At 61.2% G+C, this 25,395-nt stretch carries 23 protein-coding genes and 1 tRNA gene; 19 read left to right on the forward strand and 5 right to left on the reverse strand.

Annotation, left to right across the window (positions count from 1 at the left end; all coding sequences use genetic code 11):
• Nucleotides 1–84: 84 nt before the first annotated feature.
• Complete coding sequence (locus tag PLL20_01960; GenBank protein HPD28732.1) at nucleotides 85–2,655, reverse strand: ATP-binding protein; 2,571 nt, start codon at nucleotides 2,653–2,655, stop codon at nucleotides 85–87.
• Nucleotides 2,656–3,068: 413 nt separating this feature from the next.
• Here PLL20_01960 and PLL20_01965 point away from each other — a divergent pair.
• Nucleotides 3,069–3,155, forward strand: a tRNA-Ser gene (locus PLL20_01965).
• 265 nt (nucleotides 3,156–3,420) lie between these two features.
• Here PLL20_01965 and PLL20_01970 read toward each other — a convergent pair.
• Nucleotides 3,421–4,377, reverse strand: coding sequence for a DUF362 domain-containing protein (locus PLL20_01970; protein HPD28733.1), 957 nt, complete (start codon nucleotides 4,375–4,377; stop codon nucleotides 3,421–3,423).
• Between the two features lie 271 nt (nucleotides 4,378–4,648).
• Here PLL20_01970 and PLL20_01975 point away from each other — a divergent pair, with 271 nt between their 5' ends.
• Both PLL20_01975 and PLL20_01980 read left to right on the forward strand, forming a co-directional pair.
• Nucleotides 4,649–6,094, forward strand: a complete 1,446-nt coding sequence (locus tag PLL20_01975; protein ID HPD28734.1) for a UDPGP type 1 family protein — start codon at nucleotides 4,649–4,651, stop codon at nucleotides 6,092–6,094.
• Between the two features lie 211 nt (nucleotides 6,095–6,305).
• A complete protein-coding gene (locus tag PLL20_01980; GenBank protein HPD28735.1) occupies nucleotides 6,306–7,679 on the forward strand; it encodes a sigma-54 dependent transcriptional regulator in 1,374 nt (457 codons plus the stop codon).
• A 143-nt stretch (nucleotides 7,680–7,822) separates the two neighbouring features.
• On the opposite strand, the gene smpB is transcribed toward PLL20_01980, so the two are convergent.
• Entirely contained in the window at nucleotides 7,823–8,290 is a 468-nt protein-coding gene (gene smpB, locus PLL20_01985; GenBank protein HPD28736.1) for an SsrA-binding protein SmpB, read from the reverse strand.
• A gap of 155 nt (nucleotides 8,291–8,445) precedes the next feature.
• Between smpB and PLL20_01990 the strand changes: the two genes are divergently transcribed.
• The 4 genes from PLL20_01990 to PLL20_02005 all read left to right on the forward strand — a co-directional run bounded on the left by PLL20_01990 (nucleotide 8,446) and on the right by PLL20_02005 (nucleotide 12,826).
• Nucleotides 8,446–9,075 (forward strand): sigma-70 family RNA polymerase sigma factor, encoded by a 630-nt coding sequence (locus PLL20_01990; GenBank protein ID HPD28737.1) that lies wholly within the window; start codon nucleotides 8,446–8,448, stop codon nucleotides 9,073–9,075.
• On the forward strand, nucleotides 9,072–9,830 hold the full coding sequence (locus tag PLL20_01995; protein ID HPD28738.1) for a zf-HC2 domain-containing protein: 759 nt from the start codon (nucleotides 9,072–9,074) through the stop codon (nucleotides 9,828–9,830). Before PLL20_01990 ends, PLL20_01995 begins: the two co-directional genes overlap by 4 nt.
• Before the next feature lie 127 nt (nucleotides 9,831–9,957).
• Nucleotides 9,958–12,102 (forward strand): hypothetical protein, encoded by a 2,145-nt coding sequence (locus PLL20_02000; protein ID HPD28739.1) that lies wholly within the window; start codon nucleotides 9,958–9,960, stop codon nucleotides 12,100–12,102.
• A gap of 250 nt (nucleotides 12,103–12,352) precedes the next feature.
• Nucleotides 12,353–12,826, forward strand: coding sequence for a PilZ domain-containing protein (locus PLL20_02005; GenBank protein HPD28740.1), 474 nt, complete (start codon nucleotides 12,353–12,355; stop codon nucleotides 12,824–12,826).
• 22 nt (nucleotides 12,827–12,848) lie between these two features.
• Here the strand turns inward: PLL20_02005 and PLL20_02010 are convergent, their stop codons facing one another.
• Both PLL20_02010 and PLL20_02015 read right to left on the reverse strand, forming a co-directional pair.
• Nucleotides 12,849–13,202 (reverse strand): Rieske 2Fe-2S domain-containing protein, encoded by a 354-nt coding sequence (locus PLL20_02010; protein HPD28741.1) that lies wholly within the window; start codon nucleotides 13,200–13,202, stop codon nucleotides 12,849–12,851.
• A gap of 58 nt (nucleotides 13,203–13,260) precedes the next feature.
• Nucleotides 13,261–13,737: a hypothetical protein gene (locus tag PLL20_02015; protein HPD28742.1), complete on the reverse strand. Its 477-nt coding sequence runs from the start codon at nucleotides 13,735–13,737 to the stop codon at nucleotides 13,261–13,263.
• A 513-nt stretch (nucleotides 13,738–14,250) separates the two neighbouring features.
• Here PLL20_02015 and lpxK point away from each other — a divergent pair.
• The 12 genes from lpxK (at nucleotide 14,251) to atpA (ending at nucleotide 25,375) form a co-directional block, all read left to right on the forward strand.
• Nucleotides 14,251–15,366 carry a tetraacyldisaccharide 4'-kinase gene (lpxK, locus tag PLL20_02020; protein HPD28743.1) on the forward strand — a complete coding sequence of 372 codons (1,116 nt, stop codon included), beginning with the start codon at nucleotides 14,251–14,253 and terminating at the stop codon, nucleotides 15,364–15,366.
• Nucleotides 15,344–16,183 (forward strand): thymidylate synthase, encoded by an 840-nt coding sequence (locus tag PLL20_02025; protein HPD28744.1) that lies wholly within the window; start codon nucleotides 15,344–15,346, stop codon nucleotides 16,181–16,183. Before lpxK ends, PLL20_02025 begins: the two co-directional genes overlap by 23 nt.
• Before the next feature lie 43 nt (nucleotides 16,184–16,226).
• Nucleotides 16,227–17,168 (forward strand): 2-dehydropantoate 2-reductase, encoded by a 942-nt coding sequence (locus tag PLL20_02030; GenBank protein HPD28745.1) that lies wholly within the window; start codon nucleotides 16,227–16,229, stop codon nucleotides 17,166–17,168.
• 65 nt (nucleotides 17,169–17,233) lie between these two features.
• The gene (truD, locus tag PLL20_02035; GenBank protein HPD28746.1) at nucleotides 17,234–18,484 is read left to right on the forward strand and encodes a tRNA pseudouridine(13) synthase TruD; all 1,251 of its coding nucleotides are present in this window, start codon (nucleotides 17,234–17,236) and stop codon (nucleotides 18,482–18,484) included.
• Nucleotides 18,485–19,011: 527 nt separating this feature from the next.
• Nucleotides 19,012–19,743 carry a cobalamin-dependent protein gene (locus PLL20_02040; protein HPD28747.1) on the forward strand — a complete coding sequence of 244 codons (732 nt, stop codon included), beginning with the start codon at nucleotides 19,012–19,014 and terminating at the stop codon, nucleotides 19,741–19,743.
• Between the two features lie 532 nt (nucleotides 19,744–20,275).
• Nucleotides 20,276–20,563: an AtpZ/AtpI family protein gene (locus tag PLL20_02045; GenBank protein ID HPD28748.1), complete on the forward strand. Its 288-nt coding sequence runs from the start codon at nucleotides 20,276–20,278 to the stop codon at nucleotides 20,561–20,563.
• Nucleotides 20,557–20,976, forward strand: a complete 420-nt coding sequence (locus PLL20_02050) for a hypothetical protein (GenBank protein ID HPD28749.1) — start codon at nucleotides 20,557–20,559, stop codon at nucleotides 20,974–20,976. Before PLL20_02045 ends, PLL20_02050 begins: the two co-directional genes overlap by 7 nt.
• A complete protein-coding gene (gene atpB, locus PLL20_02055) occupies nucleotides 20,973–21,863 on the forward strand; it encodes a F0F1 ATP synthase subunit A (GenBank protein HPD28750.1) in 891 nt (296 codons plus the stop codon). Before PLL20_02050 ends, atpB begins: the two co-directional genes overlap by 4 nt.
• 182 nt (nucleotides 21,864–22,045) lie before the next feature.
• The gene (atpE, locus tag PLL20_02060; protein ID HPD28751.1) at nucleotides 22,046–22,357 is read left to right on the forward strand and encodes an ATP synthase F0 subunit C; all 312 of its coding nucleotides are present in this window, start codon (nucleotides 22,046–22,048) and stop codon (nucleotides 22,355–22,357) included.
• A 114-nt stretch (nucleotides 22,358–22,471) separates the two neighbouring features.
• Nucleotides 22,472–23,068 (forward strand): F0F1 ATP synthase subunit B, encoded by a 597-nt coding sequence (gene atpF / locus PLL20_02065; GenBank protein HPD28752.1) that lies wholly within the window; start codon nucleotides 22,472–22,474, stop codon nucleotides 23,066–23,068.
• A gap of 25 nt (nucleotides 23,069–23,093) precedes the next feature.
• Nucleotides 23,094–23,693 (forward strand): ATP synthase F1 subunit delta, encoded by a 600-nt coding sequence (gene atpH / locus PLL20_02070; GenBank protein HPD28753.1) that lies wholly within the window; start codon nucleotides 23,094–23,096, stop codon nucleotides 23,691–23,693.
• A 20-nt stretch (nucleotides 23,694–23,713) separates the two neighbouring features.
• Nucleotides 23,714–25,375: a F0F1 ATP synthase subunit alpha gene (gene atpA, locus PLL20_02075; GenBank protein HPD28754.1), complete on the forward strand. Its 1,662-nt coding sequence runs from the start codon at nucleotides 23,714–23,716 to the stop codon at nucleotides 25,373–25,375.
• Nucleotides 25,376–25,395: the final 20 nt, after the last annotated feature.

Below are 25,395 nucleotides of genomic sequence, written 5' to 3' on the forward strand. Positions count from 1 at the left end.
GTGGAAGCCATTCACGTTTGCCGGCAGCGGGCGGGGGTTCCGAGCCGGCCGGCGTGACGCAGGTTCCCGTCGCCCGACAAGGCCCTATGCGTCGGAGCTTGTTTGGGCAAGGCAACGGCTCTTCGCCAGATTTCTCCGGATGGTTTCGCGCAACGCTGCGATCTTGATCGGCTTGGTGGCATAATCATCGCACCCGGCCTCGATGCATTTGTTCTTGTCCTCGGCCATGGCATGCGCGGTGAGGGCGATGATAACACCGGTGTAGCCTTTCGCCCGCAGCATTCGAGTCGCCTTCAAACCGTCCATGACGGGCATCTGGCCGTCCATCAGAACGACATCGAACGGGTGTACCGCCGCCTGGGCAGCCATGACCTTCTCGACTGCCTCCCGGCCGTTGTCCGCCGCGGTTACTCTGGCCCCGCATTTTGTCAGCAGTCGGACGACGAGCATTTGCGTGTCGCGTGTGTCCTCCGCCAGCAAGATGTTGCAATTCAGCAAATCGCCCGCGTTTGGGCCGGCGGCAGGTTCCGCGGCGAGTTGCGCCGCCGTAGAGGCTTCTCTGCTCGGCTCCGGCTCATCGACCGGATCGAAGGGCAGCGTCAGACGGAAGGTGCTGCCCTTTCCCGGCGCGCTCTCAAGCAGCGTGAGGGTGCCGCCGAGCATCTCCGCGAGCCGCTTGCTGATGGCCAGACCAAGGCCCGTACCGCCGAAACGGCGTGCGCTGGAGCTGTCCACCTGCGTGAAAGGCTCAAACAACCTGCTTTGCTGCTCGACGCCGATGCCGATTCCGGTGTCCGACACGTCCACGCAGATGCATGCATTCCCGCCGCTATCCTCCATGAACGAAGCGGTCAGAGACACGATTCCGGAGTCAGTGAATTTGACGGCATTTCCGAGCAGATTGATGAGAATCTGACGCAACCGCACGACATCGGTACGGATCACCTCCGGGACGGTTTCCTTGCACTCGACCGACAACGGCAAGCCTTTTTCCCCGGCCCTGACGCGCATGATCGATTCGACGTCCTCGATTACCCGTCTCAACGAGGCCGGTGCTCGAAAGACCTCGATCTTGCCGGCCTCGATCTTCGAGAGATCCAGAATATCGTTGATGATCAACAGCAGGTGCTCGGCGTTTCTGGCGATGATCTCGGTATACTCCCGCATGTATGAGTCGCCGAATTCGCATGAGTATGGGCAACCCTTGCTCAACTCCTCCACATAGCCCAGAATGGCCGTCATCGGCGTGCGGATCTCGTGACTCATGTTGGCCAGGAACTCGCTTTTGGCCTGATTGGCCGTCTCGGCGGCTTCCTTGGCATGCTGCAGGTCCGCTTCCACGATCTTTCGTTCGGTGATGTCGCGAGCGAAGGCGAAAATGTATGCCTGCCCGTCGAATTCGAGGTAGTTGGCGCTGATTTCCACCGGGAACACCGACCCGTCCCGGTGTTTGTGACGGGACTCGAATTCCAGGAATCCACAACTCCTCATGTGTTGCCAATGAGCACGCCATCTGTCGGGGGGAAAATCAGGATCGATGTCGTGAACGGTCATGGACTGAAGTTCCTCGCGGGAGTATCCCAACCGCCGACAGGTGGCCTCGTTCACATAGAAGAGCCGTGCGTCCTCGCTGATCCAGAAGATGCTGTCGCGGGCATGCTCGACCGAGAAGCTGTTGAGTTGAAGGGCTTTCTCGGCCTGTTTGCGCTCGGCGATCTCGTGCGCCAATTCGACGTTGGCCTTACGCAGCTCGGCGGTGCGCTCTGCAACCCGCTGTTCGAGCAACTCGCGATCGGAACGCAGCCTCTCGGACAGTCGATTGAAGCTTTCGGCCAGATTCCCGATCTCGTCCTGCTGCGTGACCTGCAGGGCTTGGACCTCGCGGCTCTCGGGATCCGTCGCCAGGAGCTGGAAGTGTTGAGCGATAGCCGTGAGCCGCTTCGACACCGTTTTGCGGAACACGAGTGCGATCATGCCGAGCATGCCGGCCAGGCCGACCAGCATGGTCATCGAGTCGCGGACCATATGGGCTTTCAGCGCAGACTGGGCGGAGTCTACGGGGATGGCCACGGTGTCGAGGGCGATCACCTTGCCGAGCGGGCGATGGAAGCCGGCCACATTGCCGTATCGCCGGATCAGTGAAGCCGGCGCATCTTCCGGCTCCCCGTGGCAGCGAAGGCAGCTTTCCTGCATTCGCCTGGCGCTGAAGTGGGCCAGATACCGCCGCCCGTCCAGTCGGATTTCGCCGCTCCAGTTGTTCACCTGAGGATTGGCGTCGAAGTACTCGATCATCTTCAACTCATCCGGGCCGGCCTTGTTCACCGGGTTGCGGGGGTTGTCCGACGAGAACCGGATGATGTAGTGGGGGAATCGGCCGCGGACTCGCTCGAAAATGCTCCGGGCGACGAACGAGGTCGACATGGTCTCCGGATGGAACTCGTCCTTTGCGACTCGTTTCTCCATCTCGGGGCGTATCTGTGCCCCGACGTAGTCGCGGATGGCGAGATCGAATTCGAGTGCGAGTTCGGCCTGCTGCTTGAGCAGGAGGGCTGCTTGATCGAGGCGGTCGGCGTAGGCGCGCAGGAGCAGAAACGTCGTGAACAGCACGACGAAGACGCCGGTTGGCAACAGAAACCTGTTCGCGATGCTCTTCATCCACGGCCTCGGTAACGGCGCAGGCTTTGTGCGTAGCGGCAGGGCTTCCCGTCACGCGCCGCGCCGTTCGCTCATTGGTTAGATCGAAGCGATCAAGCGGTGCCATAAGACGCGGTGACGTCCGGGTTTCGGATTCGGGTGTATGCCCGGCGATTGGAACCACCGCTCGGGGCTTATCGGCCCCCTTGGGCCTTTTTCCGGTCCTCCAATGCCGTAGGTGTCCCATTTCCGACCACGAGTTCACAAAGCGCCGCTGGAAAGAAGGGGGTGTCAGATGATGCTCCGGCTGCTCACGGGAACCAGGGACGGCAACATGACTGGTTGCACGGTGAGCAGAGTGGTCGATTGACACCCCTTGCCCGTTTGGTACTCTGAGGGACGGCGAGTTGACGACGGGCAACTGGCCATCGCATGGAGAGGTGCCGGAGTGGCTGATCGGGCTGGTTTCGAAAACCAGTGTGCCAGCAATGGTACCGGGGGTTCGAATCCCCCCCTCTCCGTTTTTCATGCCTTCGGCAATCGTAAGTGTTTGCCAAATAAGCACTAGCGGTTTCGGAGCTCTCCCGCTTGTGCATGTTCTTGCGCACAATCATGCGGGTTGATTCTTGGTCATGGTCTTTTTCATGAGGGTTTGGCGACGCCGAGTCGGCCGCTTCGCCGTTTGCGAGCATGGCGGTCGGTTCCGGATCTACTGCCGGAACTATCATCCGGTCCGTCGGCCGGCGAGCACGAATCGCGACGACGCGTTGGTCATCGCGGCGAGGATCACTCTGCCATCTCTCGCAGTTCGATGTAGTCCTGGTCGTCGGTGCCGAGGCCCAACTCTGCGGCGGCGCGAATATGCGGTACGTGGCCGGAGCCGGTGCCGATGGACGCCAAGCCGAGACGGCCGCGTCGGTCGTTGATGATCTCGAGACCGACGGCGTCGGCTGCGACAGGATCTTGCGAGACGATGAGTCCGGCGTGATCCCACGTTCCGTCCGGTCGAACGTTTGGGCCACCCTTGTATAACGCGCGAATGGCGTTGACGATGTTAAGGCGCAGCTTGTTGCGGATCTGTGGGAGGGCCACGATGTTGCCCACATAAGGAGCGCAGCCGTGGTCATGATAGCGGCCGGGATGCCGTATCAACGCGTGCGAGAGGTTCTTCAGGCAGCCCGTGATGCCGGCGATGTTGTGCGTCTTGAGGAATGGTACGTTGATGATGGCAGTGACCTCCTGCAAGACGGCCGCCAACTCCTCCGACCCGCCGTCAAAGGCTACCTCGCCGCCACTCCAGCCGGTGACCTCGGGCCGTGTGCCCAAACTAGCGCCGAGCGGTGCCGGGACTTCGATGAGCATGATCCGAGCCGGTGAAAAACCCGCGTCGCCGAGGGAAGCGACCAGTTGGGCCGCGATCGCCTCCGTGGTGTTGAATTCCTTTGCCCCGACCTGGTTGAACTTGATTCCGATGACGTCCTCCGGTTTGAACAGTCTGTTCCATGCATCAGCAGGCCGCAGCGTGTCGGTCAGCACCTTGAGGCTCTCTTCGAGCATCTCACGAACAAGCGGAGGATGAATGGTTTGGCGGTCGACGACCTCGGATCTGCGAATGTGAACGACCGTGGATTTCAGGAGGCTGTCAATGGGGCCCGTATCCGGCCTGGTTTGCAGAACCGGTAGAGTGGTCGCAGGATCCTGAGCGGCTTGCAGGCTGCGGCCGGCCAGCAGTCCTCCTGCCATCGTCGCCAAACCTGCTTGGCCGACCCGTTTCAGGAATGTGCGGCGGTTCTCAGATCGCATCCCGACACCCGGCGCACCGCCTGGTGGCCCGTGACACTGTTGTTTGTTGACCAGAACGCTGTCGCGCCTATAGTTATCGACGATCGACAGGGGTGCCCTGAGGTCTGCCTTTTTGTCCCGCGACACCCGGGTCTGCGCCCCTAACCTATTGTCGACCATAAGGTTATTTGACTGGAGGGACGCGTGAACCGGATGGTTGCGTGAGCGGCGCATGAACTCTCCAATAATCCAGAGTGAGTCGGAACAGGCAAAGGCGATCCAAGCCCGTCTTCGGGAGGCCAATCAGACCCATCTGCTGGCCCATTGGCATCAGTTGGACGATCAGCAAAGAGAGCTCCTGCTGGAAGACATTAACCGGATCAACCTTGCCGGCTTGTCGGGTCTGATCAAGAGTCATGTGATGGCCGATCGGCCTTTCACCCTGCCTCGCGACATCCGACCGGTCGTCTGCTATCCTGCCCGGCCGGGAATCGACCAAGTGGGCTTGTATGCTGACGCGGTAAAGCGGGGCGTCTCCCTGATACGCCGTAACAAGGTGGCCGCTCTGACGGTGGCCGGAGGCCAAGGCACAAGGCTGGGTTTTGACGGTCCTAAGGGGGCTTTCCCCATTTCTCCCGTCAAGAGCAAGCCCCTTTTTCAGCTCTTTGCCGAATTCATCCGCGGTACGAATCGTCGTTACGGGGCCGACTTGCACTGGTACATCATGACCAGTCCTCAAAACCATGCCGACACGGTCGCGTTCTTCGAAGCCAATCACTTTTTTGGCCTCAGGCCGCAGCGTGTTCGGTTTTTCCGGCAAGGCATCATGCCGGCTTTCTCAATGGACGGGAAGATTCTGCTTGACCAGAAACACCGGATTGCCTTTTCCCCTGACGGACACGGAGGCAGCTTGCTGGCCTTGCGGCGATCGGGAATGCTCGCGGAGATGGCCGAGGCCGGCATTGAGCATTTGAGCTATTTCCAGGTGGACAACCCCCTTGTTAAGGCCATCGATCCGCTGTTCATCGGGCTGCACGATATGACCGGCTCGGAAATGTCAAGCAAAACAATCCCCAAGGTCGACGATCTCGAACGAGTGGGGAATTTCGTGATCGGCGACGGTAAGGCCATGGTGATCGAGTACTCCGACCTTCCCGACGAGCTGGCGCATGCCCGCGATGCCAACGGGAACCGGCTTTTTGATGCCGGGAGCATCGCCATTCATCTGCTGAGCCGCCGTTTTGTGGAAAGACTGACGGCCGATGAGGCACATTTTGGGCTGCCTTGGCATCGCGCGGTGAAGAAGGTGCCTTACGTCGATGAGAGGGGCCGGCGAATCGAGCCTGAGAAGCCCAATGCTGTCAAGCTGGAGAGTTTTATTTTCGACGCCATTCCGTTAGCTGGGAAACCTCTGATCCTGCAAACCATCAGAGAAGAAGAGTTCAGCCCGGTCAAGAACGTAACCGGCGTCGACAGCGCCGAAAGCTCGCGCCGGGACTTGAATCGGCGCGCCGCCCGCTGGCTGGAGTCTGCCGGTCATGCCGTTCCCTGGCGCGAGGGGGAACCGGATGGTCTGTTCGAGATCAGTCCTCTTCTGGCTCTGGATGCGGACCATTTGCGCGAGCAAATGTCAACACCTCCCAGGATCACCCCGGGGGGTGCCCACTACTGGGAGTAGCGCCGAATGGGGTCTTGGCACGTCGCGTAGGGTGCCGGATTCGCGATTGGACGGCTTCGGATGCAAAAACGCATTGACGGGCACCGGAAGGGGCACGAGAATAGAGTTGCAAATCGTTGACCGCTCGCTAGACTAGGGCCGCTGGGATTGCCTGCGAGTGGAATGTGGAGTGGATGACACATCGGCAATCGTTCACGAAGGGATTTTGATCATGACAGACTCATCCAAGGGTACATTGCTGGTCGTTGATGATGAGCCACTGAAAAGGGCGACGCTTCAGATCGAACTGGCGGGGGCAGGCTATACCGTCCTTGAGGCCGCCGACGGAGCGGCTGCGGTGAAGTTGATCGAGACGCGCCCCGTGGATGTCGTCATCACCGACGTGCGTATGCCGGAGATGGACGGCATTCAACTGCTTGAGGCGGTCAAGTCGCGCTCGCCAAGAACCCACGTTATTCTGATGACCGCCTATGGCACGGTGGATTCGGCGGTCGAGGCCATCAAGCGCGGGGCCTACGATTACATCAACAAGCCTTTCGCGACGGAGGCGCTCGTTGAGAAACTGGATCGGTTGCTGGCCTGCCGGTCGGCGGAAGGCAACGGTCACGGCGGTCCGGAAACACTGGGCCAACTGGTCGGCCAGAGCTATGCCAGTCGGCGGCTCTTCGAGCAGATACGGGCCGTGGCTGACAGCGACCGAACCGTCCTGGTCGAGGGCGAGGCCGGTACCTGCCGGCAGCGGGTTGCCGCCACGATCCACCAGCTCTGCAAGCGGTCGGCCGGTCCGCTGGTAAGATTCAACTGCACCGCGTGTGTCGCCGAGGTCCTGGAAAGCGAATTGTTCGGAACCGGCGACGAGGGGGCCGCTCAACGTATCGGGCGGTTGGAGGAGGCGGCGGGAGGAACGTTGTTCCTCGACGAGATCGAGGTTCTTCCGATGCCGTTGCAGGCCCGACTCCTGCAGGCCATGGATGAGGGCTTTTTCAATCGCGTGGGCGGCGGACGCGTGCGGTTGGACGCCAGACTGGTGTTCGGGACGCAGGAGAATCTCCGGCGCAAGGTCGAAGCCGGCCAATTCCGCGAGGATCTTTACTATCGTCTTGATGCCGTGCACCTCGTGATCCCGCCGCTGCGAGATCGCCGCGAGGACATTCCCGCGCTGGCGGCCCATTATCTGCGCCACTCCGCCAAGGCGGCCGAGGGCAAGCCGGTGCCGACCCGCATCAGCACCCACGCCATGGACGTGTTGATGTCCTACCACTGGCCGGGCAACATCAGCGAACTGGAAAACGTGCTTGAGCGAGCGGTTGCCTTCGCCACCGGGCCGGAGATTCAACCGCGTGATATCCTGGTGCCCTCGGCGGGCCAGGCGAGCCAGGAGGTTGTGGCTCAGACGACCATGCATCCGGGTTTGACGGAAACCATCGCCGGGGTCGAACAATCGCTGATTGACGCGGCTTTGCGAAAGGCCGCCGGCAATCAGGCCAAGGCTGCCCAGTTTCTTGGCATTCCACGAACGACGCTCAGGGACAAGATGGCCAAGTACGGTATGGTGGGCAAGCCTGCCAAACGCGAATTGGCCTAGCTGGTCGTGCCTGCCGTTTAAGGGTTCTTCGGCGGCCGGTGGAAACGCCGGCCGTCGTTCTTTGTGACGCCCACAACTCCCTGCCACATACAGGCTATCAAGACCCGGCGGAATGGGAGCCGGTCGATCAGGTCCTCACCCCGTCATCGGCGGCGGCCGGTAGCCCGATCGATATCCCGCTGGTGCTGGCGTTTCTTGAGATCTTGGCGTTTGTCGTATTGTGCTTTGCCCATGGCCAAGCCCAGTTCAACCTTCGCCAGACCTCGTGAATTGAAATAGATGCTTATCGGTATCAGGGTGCAGCCCTTCTGGGCCAACTGGGAGGACAGTCGTCGGATCTCTCGGCGATGCAAGAGCAACCGGCGCTTGCGTTTTGGGTCGTAGCTTGCTTGAAAGCCGTGTTCGTAGCGATCGATCTGGCATCCATAAAGTGTTGCCTCGTAGCCATTTATGCGCACGAAGCCGTCTGTGATTTGTGCTCGTCCCTCCCTGATGCTCCTGACCTCGCAGCCAGTCAGGACAATGCCGGCCTCGACGGTGTCGATAATGTGATACTGATGCCTGGCCTTCTTGTTGACGATCCGTCGCTGCTCGGGCGTCTGGCTGGCCATAACTGTTGATTTCCCAGAAGATTAAACCGACAATATAGAAGCCGGGCCGGGCTTGTCGGGCCAGGCTATAGGGCGTATTCTAGCGGGTGCTCTAGAAGCTGCCAATCAAGTGCAACTATGGCGGCGCGCGCATGTATAATTAACCGAGAAGAGACATGATCCTGCGGCAGGCCGAGAACGGTGTTCAGAGGCTGACCAGGCGGATGGAGAGAAGGCTGGTAGCCCAAGCCCGAGGCGGGGACGAGGATGCCGCGCGCCGCTTGGTCGATTCGCACAAAGACCGGCTTTTTGCCTTTGTGTGGCGAATCCTGCGGGATCATGAGGACGCCGAAGAGATCTGCCAGGAGGCGTTCCTTCGGGCGTTCAGTTCGCTCGACTCGTTTTCGCCTGAGTATCGGTTCAGCACTTGGTTGTTCACCATTGCTTATCGGCTGTGCTTGAACCAGATCCGGCGCAAGAAGGCCCTGACGGGCGAGGTCGATTTCTCGAATCTTTCGGCATCCGAAGATGACGTTTGCATGCAGTTGGCCGAAAGCGAGGAAGCCAGGCGATTGAAGGACAAGATTTGGGAGGCCGTTGACGAGCTTTCCGTGCAGCAGCGAGCGGCCATCCTGTTGTTTTATCGGGAAGAGATGAGTTGTGACCAGATCGCGCAAACGCTCGGGATACCCATGGCCACGGCCAAGAGTCATCTGCACCGTGCCCGGGGTCGCCTCAGGGACGCATTGTCCGGTCTGGTAAAGGATTGGACACAGGTTCAGGCTTTAAGAGAAGCGGCGTCATGATCACTTGTCAACATGCACGACAGTTGTTCGACCGCTACCTTGATGGGGAGTTGTCCCCGTCGTTGCAGGCGGAATTGCATGCTCACCAGTTGAGCTGTTCAGCCTGTCAGACCGAGCTGGCGATGCTCGAGGCGTGCGGCGACGTGATTATGTTGGATCGGCGCCGTGAACCGAAGCTCAGCGACTCCTTCACCGATCGCGTTCTCTTGGCCCGTCGTGCTCAATTGGCCTCTCAACCCCGCCGCCGGCACTGGGCTCGTACCCTTGTGGTGGTGGCTTCCCCGCTGGCCGCCGCCGCCAGCATCGCCTTGTGCCTCACGCTGATGTGGCCGGATGCCCCGCAGCGACAAACCAAGACGGGTGTCGCGGTCCGGGTGGAAGTGCCCCCTGGCAGCACGACAGCGGTTTATGGCGGGTCCTCCGCACAAGGGAATCCGGATCCGAATCTGCCCGCCACCCAGATGCCTTCGTCTGCTCTGATGGACTCGATCCTGACGACCGTCGTCGAACGGACCAGCCGTACCGTTGAGAGAGCAAAGAACAACTTCTCCCATCTCGAGCTGCTGTTCCAGCGAGCCTTGGCGGAAACGAACGCTCAGGTTGCGGCTCAGGACGCCGGTTCGCCGCGCAGGGCATCCTCAGGTCAGCGGTCGGCGGATCAGCCGGGTGCCGAACAGGAGTTGCTGAATTCACCGGGGACGGGTTTCGAGAACAGTGGCGACTCCGGCAACGATCAACTGCTCGAACCGCTGTGATCCAATCGTATCCGGCCACGGTTGTTGCCGGGTCATCCAATGGTATAGTACGTGTGTTGTTTAATGGTAAAACGGCGGGGGCCGTCAGGGGGTTTGTTTTGCCATGCCCGGCGGGTCTGGATTGCGTATGGCGGCGGCATGTTGGCTGAGCTTGGGGCTTGGCATGGCCGGCACCATGGCTGCGGATGCCACCTCGCCGGCTTTGCTCGCCCGGTCGGTTCCCGCGGATGCCCGCTTGTATCTCGAATTCCACGCCTTGGGCTCCTTCGCAGGCACCCCGTTTGATCTGATGATGTCTCGAATGGTTGGGGACCTGGTCACGTCAGGGTCTGGCGCAGCAACGCAACCAGACACGACACCGCCGGCTGCTCAGCCCACCGCTTGGCGGGCATGGTTTGCCGAGACCGTGGGCTTGCAGGATCCCAAGGCCGCCGATCTGCTTTTCTCCGGTCCGATCGCCTTCGCGGCCGAGGGTTGGAGTGGTTTGGGTGATGCCGTACTGCTTGCCGAGCCGGAGGACGTCTCTGGGCTCGAGACGGTCATGAAACCTCACCTGGCCTCGTCTTCTCCGAAGGTGCGTGTGTACAGGCTTTCGCAGGAGCACGAACTGGCCTGCGACGGACGAGTCGCCGTGTTGGGCCGGTCGGGCGAGTCCATCAACCTGTATCGGCGCACGGTAGCCCTTTGGGAAAGCGACGGCGGCGCGACTCTGGGCGACATGGCCGAGTTTCGCGAGCGAATGGCCGGCCTGCCAACGGGAGCGCAGATCATCTTTTACGCCGGTTCGACCGCGCGGGCGGCCGAAGCAAGGTTCATTCTCGGCCAGTGGTGGCCTGCGGATTGGGTGCAGTTGCGGTCCGTCGCGATCGGAGTCGGCGTCAGCCCGGCGGGTTTGATGTTCGATGTCGACGCCCACGCTGATCCGGATTCCCAACCGCAGCCGGCCCCGCCGTTGGCCGCCGACGCATTGTCGAGGTTGCCGGCTTCGGTTGTTGCCGCTTGGACCCGGCCGATCGACTTTGTCGAACGTTTCAGGCGTCTTCAGGTGGATGACCCGACTGGAATCATCGAGGTACTGTTGGCGGATATGCCCGGCAGGTCCATCGAATGGCAACTACTCGATCACTTGGGAGACAGCGCGGTATTTGTGTTGGCCCGACGCCCGATGTTCGCCGGGACGGCAAGCAGTTTCCAGCCCGATGTTGCGACTGCTCGCGGCACGACGACCATGCCTGCCCCGGCGTCTTCGGCGCCTTCCGCCTCGCTTGAGGCGGCACCCGCGAGCGCGGCAAGCGGCCCCGCGGCGCGCGAGCCGGTCTTGATTCTTCCCGTATTGGCCATGCTCGTGGAAACCGATGATCCACATGCGGTTGAAGCAGCTCTCGAGCGGATCACGCTCAACCTCCAGTATCTGGTTGCAAGCCGTTCGCCCGGTGACGCCGGCGGAGTGGTTAGCAGGGTTCCCGAACGCGGCGGCGGCCAGATGGTCTCCGTGTCGCTCAGGCGCCTTTTTGAGTCGCGCACCAAATGCCCCTTCCTCCTTAATCTCGAACTGAGTTGGATCGTCTGGGATCGCTGGCTGATTATCGGCACGAACACAGATGTCGTACATGAAATTGTCGCTGCCAGGCGCGGGGAGGGACAGTTGCTGCCCCCCGGGCTGATGCCGCACCTGGTTGCCGAAGTCAGCCAGTCTGGAACGGTCGGGCAGATGTTGCTTCTCGGCCAGCCCCGTGACCTCGCCGAGATGCTGGACTCGTGGGTCGCTTACGTCTCGGCTTACCATCCGCAGATGCTGCTGGCGGAGTGGTGGCGGGATCTTGAGCGTCGACAGCGGAGCATGGGCGTTCAATTGGGCGTCGTGCCCACCGCCCGGGCGGTCCGGTCGGCGGTCGAGGTAGGCCAGACCCTCCCCGGCTATCCCGCGTTCGGTGTTCTTCAGCCCGGTGACCTGATACTGCGCGTCGACGGACACGTGCTCAGCGAGGATGACCCTTCTCGATCGCTACGGCAATTACTGTCGGTGGCCGGGGAGAGCGGAAAGGTAACCCTCCGAATCCTTCGCGGCGGTCGTGAAAAGGACGTGGCGATAACCATGCCTGCGGTGACGGAGTCGGCACGGACCGTTCAGCCCGTCACTTTGCTGAAGCAGATCGCCGGTTTTCTGCGTCCGTTTCCAACCGCCGGTTATGCCGTCTGGCGCCCGGGCCCCGAAAGGCTCAAAGCCCACCTCGAGCTGCGCCTTGCCCATTCAACACGGCCGTCGGAATGAGGTGCCGCGAGAGATGCCGTCTGCGGCGGTTGTCCCTGTATCAACCGTGCCGGTATTCTCGGTCCTTGGTGATCCGATTCATCGCGCCAAGGCAGTCATTCCCTCTCCCGGCAGCGGCGGACTCGTTTGAAAGAGGCTCTCCGCCGTAGGCTCTGCTAAAGCCCCTTCCTTGTTTCCCCGAAGGACATTAACGAAGAGCGCCACCTCTGTTCCGCGTCGGCGTTCAACCCTGTTAGCTCGGGTCCGGCCCATGATTGTGACGGAGCAACAATTCGGATTGCTCGGACTGACCAACGAGCAGCTCAACGCCTTGTTGGATGACATGGACAAGGCATGCAAAGAGACAAAGGCCTCGGAGCATCGCCGCTCGATTCGCAAGCCGTTCCGGTCGGTCAATGTGAAGGTGTCCATTCTGGATAAGGCCTCGCGGGAGGCCGTCAGCTTCAAGGTTCCCACGCGCAACATCTCGCTTCATGGTTTAGCTTTTCTTCATCACCGCATGCTGCAGGTCGGTCAGATGCTCCGCATTCAGATCCCCTTTCGGAAAGGCTATACCGTCGAGTTGCTTGCCCGGGTCGCCAGATGCCGTCACATCAGCGGCATGATTCACGAGATCGGCGCTGAGTTCAAAGGCAGGCTGAGCGGACACGTCATTTCAAACGAGGACGAGGCTGCGCAAACGCTCGAATCCGCCGCGCCTGAGCCGCCGCTCGCTGACGTCTGATCTGTCGGCTCCTGCGTAAGGGTTACGGTGATCCGGAGAGGTTCCGATTCCCTATCGGGATCGGGTGGGTGATGTCCGCGTATACCCTGCCGTCGCGCAATTCGCACGGGTAGATCTTCAGCCGCAGGTGTGGCATCCGGGGATCCGTCAGGCCGGTCTTGAGATCCCACGGCCAGTGGTGAACGGGACAGATCAGAGCCCCATCGCGTACGTACCCCTTGCCCAGCGGTCCGTTCTCATGCGGGCAGTTGAACGCGGTTACGTGGAAGATGCCGTTGTCATTACACACGGCGAACCAGCGATCGTTCACCATCGCCGGTACTGCGCGTCCGGGCGGGACGTCCCTGGCATCGATGACGAAAACGTAATCCGGCATGTGTTCGCTCGCGCGCTCGGCACGTCGCGGGCCGTGAGGATCCGGCGAGGTGAGGCGGTCACGCCGTCCGAAGCTGCAGCCGGCATTCGCGACATACCCATTGTCCGGATTCGATGCGGTGAAGGGACCCGAGACGGCCGCAACCTTCGCAGATCTCCACCCGAGACTGTCGCGAGGCCAGGGTGATCTCCTCGTTAAGTTCGAGGATGTCTTCCAGCAGTTGGGTCTGCAGCGACGCGTTGATGGCCCGGTCACGTTGAATGGCCAAAATCTGTCCCAGGGCCCCGAAGACCAGGAAGCCCACCATCCCCGCCCCGGCCAGGATAGCCGCCGCCTGATAAAGTTGCTGAGAACTTGAGAACCGGCTGAGAGTGCCGGCCAGCGGACCACCGGCTATCACGCTGCTTCGCAGGGCCTCCGCATGGACCCACAAGTAGGCCCCGGAGGCCAGCCCGAAGAGGAGCGAAAGGATCGAGATCCCGTAGAGGGATCCGATCAGAAAACGAACGATCGGATAGTCTTTGCTTCGAGTCATTGCTTCCACCGCACGCATTGTACGGATAGGGCCGGGAAACACCAACCGCATATCAAGTCCTCCCGCGGTCACAGCGAAGGCCTTGGCGGACTCGGATGGTTCCATCAAAGGCCGTTGTTCGGCGACTTGGGGACGCAAGTGTTTGTTGCTTATAGACTTACGCTTTCCAAACGCGTTTGCTTGGCGTTCATTCGCCCACAGCGCCGTCAATCTGGCGCGCCGCGCCTTATGTCTTATCGGGCTGGCACACTGCGTATCTCCATATTTGCCTCGGGTTGTGTATCTCTATCCGGCGGTTGTTTTCAGATTGGCCATCGCCTCGGCCGAGCGATCGAGCTGCCGGCGTCGCTGATAGGAGGCGGACCGTTTTGCCCGGTCCCCGCCCGGTTGCAGGTTCTCAGCAGGCGCCAAGACCGCCCGGGGCATTTGACGCTCGCAGGAGGTGGTGAGATAAAGGTCGCCGGCGCGTCGGCGGCCATGTGAGGTGGTCGGCGGCTGCCTTTGAAGAGAAAGATGGCCGAGTCAACGACTTACATGGAGATCGTCAGCGGTCAGCGGCGAGGTCTGCTTGCCTCGTTGGCCCGGGGCTCGCTCTGGATTATTTCGAAGGGGTATGGCAGCCTCTTGGTAGTGAGGAATGCCTGGTATGACTCGGTAGCGCTGCCCAAATGGCTTGATGTCCCGGTGATTTCTGTCGGCAACCTGACGGTCGGCGGGACCGGTAAGACGCCAATGTGCGGGTGGTTGTGTCGTCAGCTTCTTGGCAGGGGGCTTAAGCCCGCCGTTCTGAGCAGGGGCTATAAGGCGTCCGAAGAAGGCTTGGCTGATGAAATGCTGATGCTCTCAAGGCAATACCCGCAGGCGGTTCTGGTTGCCCATCCCGACCGGTACGGGGCCGGTTGCGTCGCGGTCGAGCATTATGGGGTCCAGGCTGTGATTCTGGACGATGGCTTCCAGCATCGCAGGATCGGTCGCGATTTGGATCTCTTGCTTGTGGATGCAACCCGTCCGTTCGGATTCGGGCATCTCTTGCCCCGTGGTCTGCTTCGGGAGCCTCTGAAAGGGATGGCCCGGGCTGGCGCCGTGGTTCTGACCCGATGCGATCTTGCCGGATCAGTCCAGGTGGCCGAGTTGGAAAAGAACGTCCGACGGCTGCATCCGGAAGCCCCGGTGGTACGCGCGGTGCACCGGCCACGCGGGTTCACCGGGCTGGATGGTGCTCCCGTACCCATGCCCCCGGCCGACAGGATCGGTTGCCTCGCAGGCATCGCCAGACCGGACGCATTTGAGCGCACGTTGGCTGACATGGGAATTCGCGTGGCGCAAATCCAGTGGTGGCCGGATCACCACTGCTACACCGCCGCTGATGCGGAGATGATTCGACGCTGGGCCGAACAAAACAAGCTCGACGCGTTGATCACCACCGAGAAAGACGCGGTGAAACTGGAGGCTTTGAAGGTCGACTGGCCCTTGCCGGTCGTCGCCCTTCACGTCGAGATCGACATGCTGGATGACGGCGAAGCAATACTGTCCGGACTGATCGACGAGGTGCTGAAGGAGCACTCCGAGCCGGAGACCCTGGCCGCCAAGGAAAACGGAGACCTGGATGAAGAGCATTCACATCGTTGAGAAGACGTTGCCGATGGCATGGGAGAAAGCGGTCATCGCGTGCTGGGAGCAGGGGGAGCGTTTTCCCACCCAATATGACAAGCCCGAGGATCCCAACAGCCGGGACGTGACGGCAATGATTCATGTCACCGAGCCCATGTCCGAACCCCGCCTGCATCGGGCGTTTCCGGGGGGCCTCGATGACCTTGAGAAGTATCGCGATGAGGTTCTGCTGGGCGTTCACGATCACTGGATTGCCCCACAAGAGGGTAAGTGGGAATACACGTATCACGAACGTCTGTTTGAGTATGACCCACCGTGGGCCGGCGGCGGGAAGATCGACCAGATCGCCACGTGCGTCAGGCTGCTTAAGGACTGCTGGTACACGCGGCGGGCTCAGGCGGTGACCTGGAAAGCGTGGGAGGATCTCGGCATCAGCGACCCCGCCTGCCTGCAGCGGATGTGGTTTCGCATTCAGAACGGTCGGCTCAACATGAACGTGCACATGCGGTCGAACGATGCTTACAAGGCGGCTTTCATGAACATGTTCGCGTTCGTGGAGCTTCAGGCGCAGATGGCCAGAGACATCGGCGTCGTAGTCGGCGAGTACATCCACATCGCCGATTCGTTCCACATCTACGGCAGTTACTTCGAGGAGTTCCAGGGCTTTCTCAAGACGGTTGAAAACCGCGCGGTGGGGGATCGGGTCTGGGACACCGGATTTGCCCGTGAGATGTTTATCGAAGGGTGCGACGTGTTGCTGGCCGAACAGGACATGCCTCAGGACAAAAAGGAACTGGTTCGCAAACGGCGGGCGGAATTGACGGCAACAGGCTAGGACCTTACGGCCGGAAAGCCGCGCCGCTTGCACGCATGCGGTCATGAGAATCGCGATCATTGGATCCGGATCGGTGGGCTGTTACTACGGGGCCAAGCTGGCACGGTGCGGTCATGACGTTCGTTTCCTGATGCGCCGCGATCTTGAGGCCGTCAGGCGAAGCGGCCTGACCATCAAGAGCTGCGAGGGCGATTTTCGAATCAAGGCGGCGGCTTTCGGCGATCCGGCCGAAATCGGGCCGGTCGATCTGGTGATTTGCGCGCTCAAGGCGACGGCGATCGACGACGCCGAGCGGCTGATCCGACCCTGTCTCGGTCCGGAGACGCCGATCCTTGCACTCATGAACGGATTGGGCATCGAAGAACGTTTCGTGCAGTGGTTCGGGCCCGAGCGCGTGTTCGGCGGAATGGCTTTCGTATGCATCAACCGGGGCGAGCCGGGCGTGGTGCATCACCTGGCCTATGGGCGGGTGGCATTCGGCCATTTCCTCGACGACCTCGAGCGGGTTGAAGCGATGGCCGGGCTCTTTGCCGAGGCGGGCATCGAAACCATGGTGCGGCCTTCTCTGAAACAGGCCCGATGGGAGAAGCTGATGTGGAACATCCCTTTCAGTACGCTGACCGTTACCGCCGGCGGAGTGACCACGCACGAGATCGTCAACGACCCCGGCCTCAGGCAACTTGCCTGGACGCTGATGCAGGAGACCGGCCGAGCCGGCAACGCCCACGGCTGTTCCATCGATATTCCCGTCATGACGGAGAAAATGATGTCCAACACTCTGGACATGCCGCCGTACAGGCCGTCAATGTTGATCGACTACCAGAACAGGCAACCGCTCGAGGTCGAAGCCATTCTGGGCGAACCGGTGCGTCAGGCGGCCGCCGCAGGCGTACCCGTTCCCGCTATTGAAACGCAGTATCATCTGGTTTCGTTTCTGGACAGGCTCAACCGCGGCCAGATCAACGTTTCGGAAAGCCGCTGGTGAGCCGTTACGGTGGTTTCCTCCCTGAAAAGGCTGTGCACCAAAGCCATGAGATAAGGCAGGCCCTCATGCTGAACGTGGACGAATTGCCGTACCTGACTGCGGACGTGCCGGGAATCGGCGGTCGTATCAAGACGCGTCCCGAAGACTTTGTCGTCGAGGAGGTGCCGCTTTACCCGCCCTCGGGCCAGGGGACGCATGTCTATTTCCGGGTCGAGAAAACCGGCTTGTCCACGATGCGCGCGGTGGCCGAAATAGCCCGGGCGCTTGGTCGGCCGCCTCGCGATGTCGGCTACGCCGGTCTCAAAGACGCCGATGCCGTGACAACGCAGATGTTCAGCGTTGAGCATGCCGATCCTGATGCCATTCGGACCCTTTCAATTCCTCGCATGCGAATTGTGGACGTCTCGCGGCACACCAACAAACTGAAGCTCGGACACCTGGCCGGCAATCGCTTCCTCATCAGGATCCGCGACGTTGACCCGGCTCGCGTCGGTGATGTCCGCGCAACGATGGAAGTGTTGAGCAAGCGGGGAGTACCGAACTACTTCGGCCCGCAGCGATTTGGAATGCGCGGAGACACGTGGCAGATCGGCCGGGCCCTTCTGCGGGAAGATTACGACGAGATGGTTCAGGTGCTTCTCGGGCGAGTGAAGCCTTCTGATTACGGCGACGTTCGTCGGGCCCGTGAACTCTTCGACCAGGGAGACCTGCAGGGAGCGGCAAATGCCTGGCCCTACCCGTTCAATAACGAGCGTCGCGTCTGCCGGATGTTGATCAAGTTCAACGGCAACGCTCGCAAGGCAATCCGTTCCATCGACATGCGGCTCCAGCGGTTCTACATTTCGGCGTACCAGTCTCAATTGTTCAACCAGATTGTGGCCGGGCGGATCGGTGGTCTCGATCGGCTCATGGTCGGTGATCTGGCCTGGCGGCATCCGCAAGGCGCCGTCTTCCGGGTCGAGGACGTCGCCGGCGAGCAACCCCGTTGCGATGCCTTCGAGATCTCTCCAACTGGCCCGCTCTTTGGTTATCGCATGACTTACCCCCACGGCGAGCCCGGGCAAGTGGAAACGGCTCTCATTAACGCGGAGGGCACGAAACCGGATGAATGGCGCGAGGCCGGCAGGCATCGCGTCAAAGGTGGTCGGCGCCCGCTGCGTTTCCAGCCGCAGGACGTCGAGGTCGATGCAGGACAAGATGATGCTGGACCATACATCCTGCTGAGCATGCGGCTCGAAGCCGGTTGCTACGCGACGACGGTGCTGCGTGAAATCTGCAAGACTGTCGGACAAGGCACTGAGGTGGGGGAGGAGTGACGCCTCAACAAGGCATTCCCTCCCTTCGGCGCCGAAAAAGGATTGGTATGCGGCGCGATCCAGCCGGGTTTTCGACACTGCATTCTGTGCTTCGGGGAAGGACGATTTTTGCCTGCTGGAGCGCGACCTAAGCTGCGGTTCCTTGTCAGCAGCCTGAATGGCCGTTTTTATGGGACGCAAGTCGTCCGTCTTTCTCTTCGGTGGGGGGCTTTAGCGCAAGTTACGCAGGGCCGTTCAAGTTTTTTCAGAGGTCCCGCCGATGAAAGTCTCGCCATGATTCCCAGATTACCCAGATTGACATACAGGGTAGACTTGGTGAGGTTCTGAGTAGGGGCAGAAAATTGGGGCAAGGTGAGAGGCGACATTTCATCGTTGCTGGCGCGGAGCAGCCGGCATGTCAGGCTTCCCTAGCGGAAGACTTTCCATCTAACGCATGATGCGACGGGTGGGAACATCAGAAAACCCGGTGTGGTGAGGCGGTGCGGAGATTCCCTGCGCCGATCGTTGGCCGAAGAGCCTGGAGCGTGATGATGAGTGCAGAGCGTCATTTCCAAAGGTTGATGATACCTCTACTGGCAGGGCGACGTCAGGAGTGCAGGGATGTGCTCGAAGAGGCGATGAACGAAGGGCTTGAAGCGAGGCAGGTCTACCGAAGTGTGATCTGGCCGGCGATGGAGCACGTAGCGCAGATGTACCGCGAGGACCGGATCAGCCTGGCCGCTGAGCACATGGCTGTACGAATCAGCCGTTCACTCGCTGACCAGTTACAGGCAAGACTGCCGCGAAGCGAGGCAAACGGCAAACGCATGCTGTTGACCTGTGCGGAAGGAGAACCCGAGGAGCTGGGCGCCCAGATGTGCGCCGACCTTTTCGAGGCGGATGGCTGGGACGTGTACTTTGTGGGCGGAGGGGTGCCCGATGATGAGATCCTGGAACTGGTGGGGCGGCTGCGCCCGGATATCCTGATGATCTTTGGCACGCAGCCCGGCGGTGTTCCCGGCGTACGGCGGCTTATTGATCTGATTCGCGAGGTCGGCAGCAATCCGACGATGAACATCATGATTTCCGGCGGCGTGTTCAATCGTGCGGAGGGGTTGTGGAAGGAGGTCAACGCCGACTTGTTTGCGCCCAATGCCGCCGAGGCCTTGAAGATTGCAGCAAGCGCGCAACCGCGCAAACCTGAGATTCGAATTCCCGGCGCTCCCAAGAAGCGCCGTCGCCGTCGTCGTCCCCCTTTGCTGGCGCAGTTGGAGGCGTAGACGTCCGCGCCGGCTTCATGGAGGAGGCCTGGATCGGACCGTCCACGGACGGGCGCATGGGGGGCAGTGAGACAGGCCCAGCCTCACGGCCGACTTCGGAACCAAGGCAGTGGGGCTGAGGCCTGTTCGTTTTCCGACGATTCGATCAGACGGCCGGCCGTCTCGGATGTCTCAGTCATGAGACTGTAACGTCGGCAATCAGCCTGCCGTACTAACCTTGCCGGTTCGCCCTTGTTGAGCAACACACCGGATCCCGGAGAGCGGAAGCCCGCCGGTCAGCTTTTTGCACTTCCCGTGCCGATAGAGTGTTACGTCGAGTGAGCTTTCGGTCTGCGGCTTGACCCTCGCGATGAGCGAGCCTAAACTTCCGATCCGCTGCGCGGCTGGGTCTCGGCGCGGACCGGGCGCGGCAAGGTAACCATGCAGGGCGACTCGCCTCGACCGCAGGCAGGTGGCTGCACGAGCTTGTCTGTGCGGAAACGTTCATCTGGCAGGAAGGGAATCGACAGGACGGCCGCTTTCGGAGAGCGCGATGAGCGACCCGAAGTCACCTTGGCGGTTGCCGCCAGGCATAATGCAACTGGCCGGCGCGGGTGTCGAACTGGCGGCGGGTGTGGGTGGGGCTTGCCTGTTGGGTTGGTGGATCGACCGCCACTTCGGCACGAGACCCTGGGGCCTGCTGGTATGCGCGATCGTGGGGATAGTGGGAGGCCTCTACAATCTGATCCGGCGCGCCACGCATGAGATGGCGGAACCGCCACGAGCACGAGAAAGAAAGAATCGCAAAGACGTGGGGCCTGACGGGACGACATCGTGGTGAGCTCGTCTGTGGTATCGACATCCAAGGTTCCGTGGTTGCTCTGCCTGCCCGGGATGGCGACAGTCGTTCTGGCTGCCGCAGGCTGCTATCCGACATGGCGCATCGGGGGTCGGGCGGGCATGGAGGGAATGGTTGCCGGACAATTGCTTGTAGTGCTGGTGGTGTACGCCACGCTCTTGCCGGCGCTGCGGCGGATGGTTTCGGACGACGCAGCAGGGCGGCTGCAGGCCGGACTGAAGGTCGGCCTGATCCGGCTGGTGCTGACCGTAGGCGCGATGGTCGTGATCGCTTGGCGTCGGTGGGCAGAACCAAAGGTGTTTTTGACGTGGGTGGCTATCGCGTACGTGGTGATGGTCAAGCTTGAGACCGTCGTATTGCTTCGGTGGAACAGAGTCACGGGGCAGCGGGCATGATGATGGATCTTCTGGCAACCGGCTCAAATCCTCTGACGCACGTGGTCGATTACGCGTGGAAGAGGGTTGGTCACGATGGCCCATTGCACACGTTCACATTGATCTCGAACCACATCATCATGATGATCGTGGCGGCCGTGCTGCTGATCATCCTGCTGCCGCGACTGGTTCGAGTACCGCAGAGGGGAGACGAAATCACGCGGATGACGCCGCGCGGCGGCCGAAACGTGGTCGAGACGATCTGCGAAATGCTTCGGGAGTTTGTGGCGAAACCGAATCTCGGGCCCTATACGGACCGCTTCATTCCCTATCTGTGGACGGCGTTTTTCTTCATTCTGACCTGCAATCTCCTGGGTCTCTTGCCCCTTGAGCCGATTACCAAGCCGATTTTCGGGCATGGCATCTACGGAACCGCGACGGGCAACATCTACACCACGGGTACGCTTGCCGCGTGCACACTCGTGATGGTGATCGCCAACGGGTTGCGGATTCACGGGATGGCGTATGTGAAGCACTTCTTCATGGGGCCGTTTCCGATCAACTGTCTGATCGCGGTTCTTGAAGTATTCGGGTTGCTGGTCAAGTGTGTGGCGCTCGCCATTCGTCTCTTTGCTAACATGCTGGCCGGGCACATTCTCCTGGGCGTGTTGCTGAGCTTCATCGCGATGGCCGGCGCAGCCAGCGCCGCGTTAGCCCTGCTGGTTGTGGCTCCGTTTGTGGTGCTTGGGAGTGTGGCGATAACGTTCCTGGAGATCTTTGTGGCGTTTCTCCAGGCCTTTATCTTTACGTTCCTGACCGCGGTGTTCATCGGCTTGGCGGTCAACATTCATTCCGAACACGGTGAAGAGCAGGAAGGCGAGGAGGTCAGGGCGGAGCCTGGTCACTGAGAAGTGGCGCGTCGATGATTGAGAAGTCACCCTGCCATGCCCACGGAGTGGAACCGTGGGCCGCGAGGCCGAGAGGCGATGGCGTTAGGATTGACGAGCGGCAGGAGCCGTTTCCACCGGCTTCACAAGAGAAAGGAATGCGAGACATGAAGCGAGTGATGATGACGGCGGCGTTGGCAGTGATGGTCTTGGCGGCACCGGCGATGGCCGCCGAGGCTGCGGCAGCCGGATCGGACAAAGCGGCCGAAGGCAAGGGTTTTTTGTTGCTCCAGGATAAGGGCGCGAGCTTTCTGGGCGCGGCCATCGGTGCCGGCCTGGTGATCATAGGCGGCGCCGCGGGCATTGCCCGCATCGGCGGCAGCGCCGTCGAGTCCATGGCCCGGCAACCCGAGGTTGCCAGCCAGATCAACCTGACGACGCTGATTACCGCGGCGATGGTCGAAGGTGCAACGTTGTTTGCCGTGGTGGTCTGCCTGTTGGTGCTGTTCTTTTGAGAGTGAGCGAGAACGGCTTCGGCGCCGCTTGCCCTGCGAGTGCGTCTGCGCGTGAGCGGCGCGCGGGGCTTCTTGCATGCGGTTTCGAGACGGCCATGCGGGAGATGGAGACGGATGACAGCTCGAGCGCACAATTACATGGTGATTGCGGTACTTCATCTTGCGACGGCCGGCACCCTGTTAGCCAGTGAGGACGGCCGGCCCAACCTTTTCGGCGGAGACCTGGGGAATCTTGTCTGGTCTCTGGTCATCTTTATGCTCGTGCTGGTCATTCTGGGCAGGTTTGCCTGGAAGCCGTTGCTGACCGGTCTTCAGCATCGGGAGAAGTTTATTCACGATTCCCTGGCCGGCGCCAAGCGCGATCGCGAGGAGGCCGAGACGCGGCTGAAAGAGCTGACCGCAAGGCTGGAGAACGCCAAGCAGGAGGCCAGTGCCATTGTCGAAGAGGGGCGGCGCGACGCGGAAGTGGTCAAGCGAAGGATCGAAGATGAAGCCCGCCGCAACGCCGAGGCGCTGATCGAGCGGGCCAAGCGCGAGATCGGCATCGCCCGCGACACCGCCCTGCGGGACCTCCACGAGGAATCCGCAAAGCTGGCAATGGAGATGGCGGGGGCGGTGCTCAAGCGGCAGTTGACCCCCGAAGATCACCGACGGCTCGTCGGCGAGGCCTTGGCAAAGCTCAAAGAGCGGGGCGCCGAAAGTCGCAACTGAACAGGCATCACCGGGTGAAATGAAGATGGCTCATACCTTTGATGAAAGCATGGCCCTTGCGGACGTGTACGCCGAAGCGCTGCTCACGGCGGCGGCCGAACGCGGCGAGGAGGAGGCCATCGCCCGCGAAATGGCCGAGTTCATGCGCTTTATCGAGCGAGAGATCGATCTATGCCGCATGTTGGCGGCGGACTCGGTGGACGATGAACCGCGACGGGAGTCGATCGAGCGCATCTTCAGGGGGCGCATGAGCGATTTGCTGGTCAACCTTCTGCAGGTCATGAACAACCGGGGGCGCTTGAACCTCCTGCGCAAGGTGGGCCGATGCGTGGAATTGCGCATGGAGGAGAAGCATCATCAGCAGGAAGTCATCGTCGAGACGGCCATGCCGCTTGCGGATGACGAGAGGCAAGCGATTCGCGAGGAAATGAGCGCCCGAATCGGGAAAGAGGCCATCCTCATCGAACAGACGAGGCCCGAACTGATCGGCGGTGTCGTCATCCATTACGGTGACATCCAGGTTGACGCAAGCGTGGCTTCGCGGATCAGCCGAACGCTCAGGCGGATGCGCGAGCGCGCGACTGAGGAGATTCACGGCGGACGTGGATACGTCCTTGAGGCGTGACAATTGCAAACGGTGTGAATATGAAATTCAAGGTAGACGAGATCGCGTCGGTCCTGCGGGAGGAGATCGCGAAGTATAAGAGCGAGATCGACGTCGCCGAAGTGGGCAAGGTCTTGCAGGTCGGCGACGGCATCGCCCAGATCTACGGTCTCTCCAACGCGATGGCCGGCGAAATGCTCGAATTCCAGAACGGGGCCATCGGTCAAGTCTTCAACCTCGAAGAAAACTCGATCGGCGCGGTGATCCTGGGCGATTACCTCGGCATTATGGAAGGCGATACCGTCCGCGGCACGGGACAACTGCTTTCGGTGCCCGTTGGTGAGGCGATGATCGGTCGCGTGGTCGATCCGCTGGGTCGGCCGCTGGACAACGCCGGCGTCATCGAGACTCCCCTCCGCCGCCCGCTCGAATCGAATGCCCCGGGCATCGCCGGACGCGAACCGGTCAATGAGCCTCTTCAGACCGGCATCAAGGCCATCGACAGCATGATTCCCATCGGCCGGGGCCAGCGTGAGCTGATCATCGGCGACCGCAAGACCGGCAAGACCGCCATCGGCGTGGATACCATCATCAACCAGAAGGGCACCGGGGTGATTTGCGTCTACGTCGCGATCGGGCAGAAGGAGTCGACCATCGCCGGGGTGGTCGATGCCCTTCGCCAGCACGGGGCCATGGATTACACCATCGTCGTCTCGGCCGGCAGCTCCGATTCGGCTCCGCTTCAGTACATCGCGCCTTATGCCGGCTGCGCCATGGCCGAATACTTCATGTACGAGCAGGGCAAGGCGACCTTGTGCGTTTACGATGATCTCACCAAGCACGCTGCGGCGTATCGCCAGTTGTCTCTGCTGCTTCGCCGGCCGCCCGGCCGGGAGGCTTACCCGGGCGACGTGTTCTATCTGCACGGCCGGCTGCTCGAACGATCGTGCAAGCTTGCGACGCGCTATGTGCTGGTTCCCAAGTCGGCCCCCGCGAACTACAAGCCGGCGATCAACGAGAAGGTTTACGTGGGCAAGCCGGGAAGAGCGGAGGCAGAGAGGGATCTCAAGGCGCTCGGCAGGACGGACTACGAAATCCGCAAGATTCCGGGGTCCGGAGGCTCCCTCACGGCCCTGCCGGTCATCGAGACGCTGGAAGGCGAGGTATCGGCGTACATCCCGACAAACGTGATTTCCATCACCGACGGCCAGATTTATCTTGAGCCGGACCTGTTCTTCGGCGGCGTCCGGCCGGCGATCAATGTCGGCATCAGCGTGTCGCGCGTCGGCGGCAAAGCCCAGATCAAGGCGATGAAGAAGATCGCCGGATCGTTGCGGCTTGACTTGGCCGCCTTCCGGGAGCTCGAAGCCTTCGCCCAGCTCGGCACCGACCTCGACGCCGCGACGCAGCGGCAACTGGACCGCGGCCGGGCGATGGTCGAACTGCTCAAGCAGGGGCAGTATGCGCCCATGCACGTGGCCGACCAGGTGATCAGCATCTTCGCCGGAACGCAAGGCTTCTGCGATGACGTGCCGCTCAGCCGGATCTCCGCGTTTGAAGCCGCCTTGCTCAAGCACGTTGGTGACGAGTACCCGGAGGTTCGCGAGCAGCTGATACAAAGCGGCGACCTGACGGACGAACTCCGGGACAGGTTGGTCGGCATCATAAGCGATTTCAAGAAACGCTTCATGGCGAGCAAGTAAAACACGCCAATCGGACGGGG

This window comes from Phycisphaerae bacterium, from assembly GCA_035384605.1.
Taxonomy (GTDB): domain Bacteria; phylum Planctomycetota; class Phycisphaerae; order UBA1845; family PWPN01; genus JAUCQB01.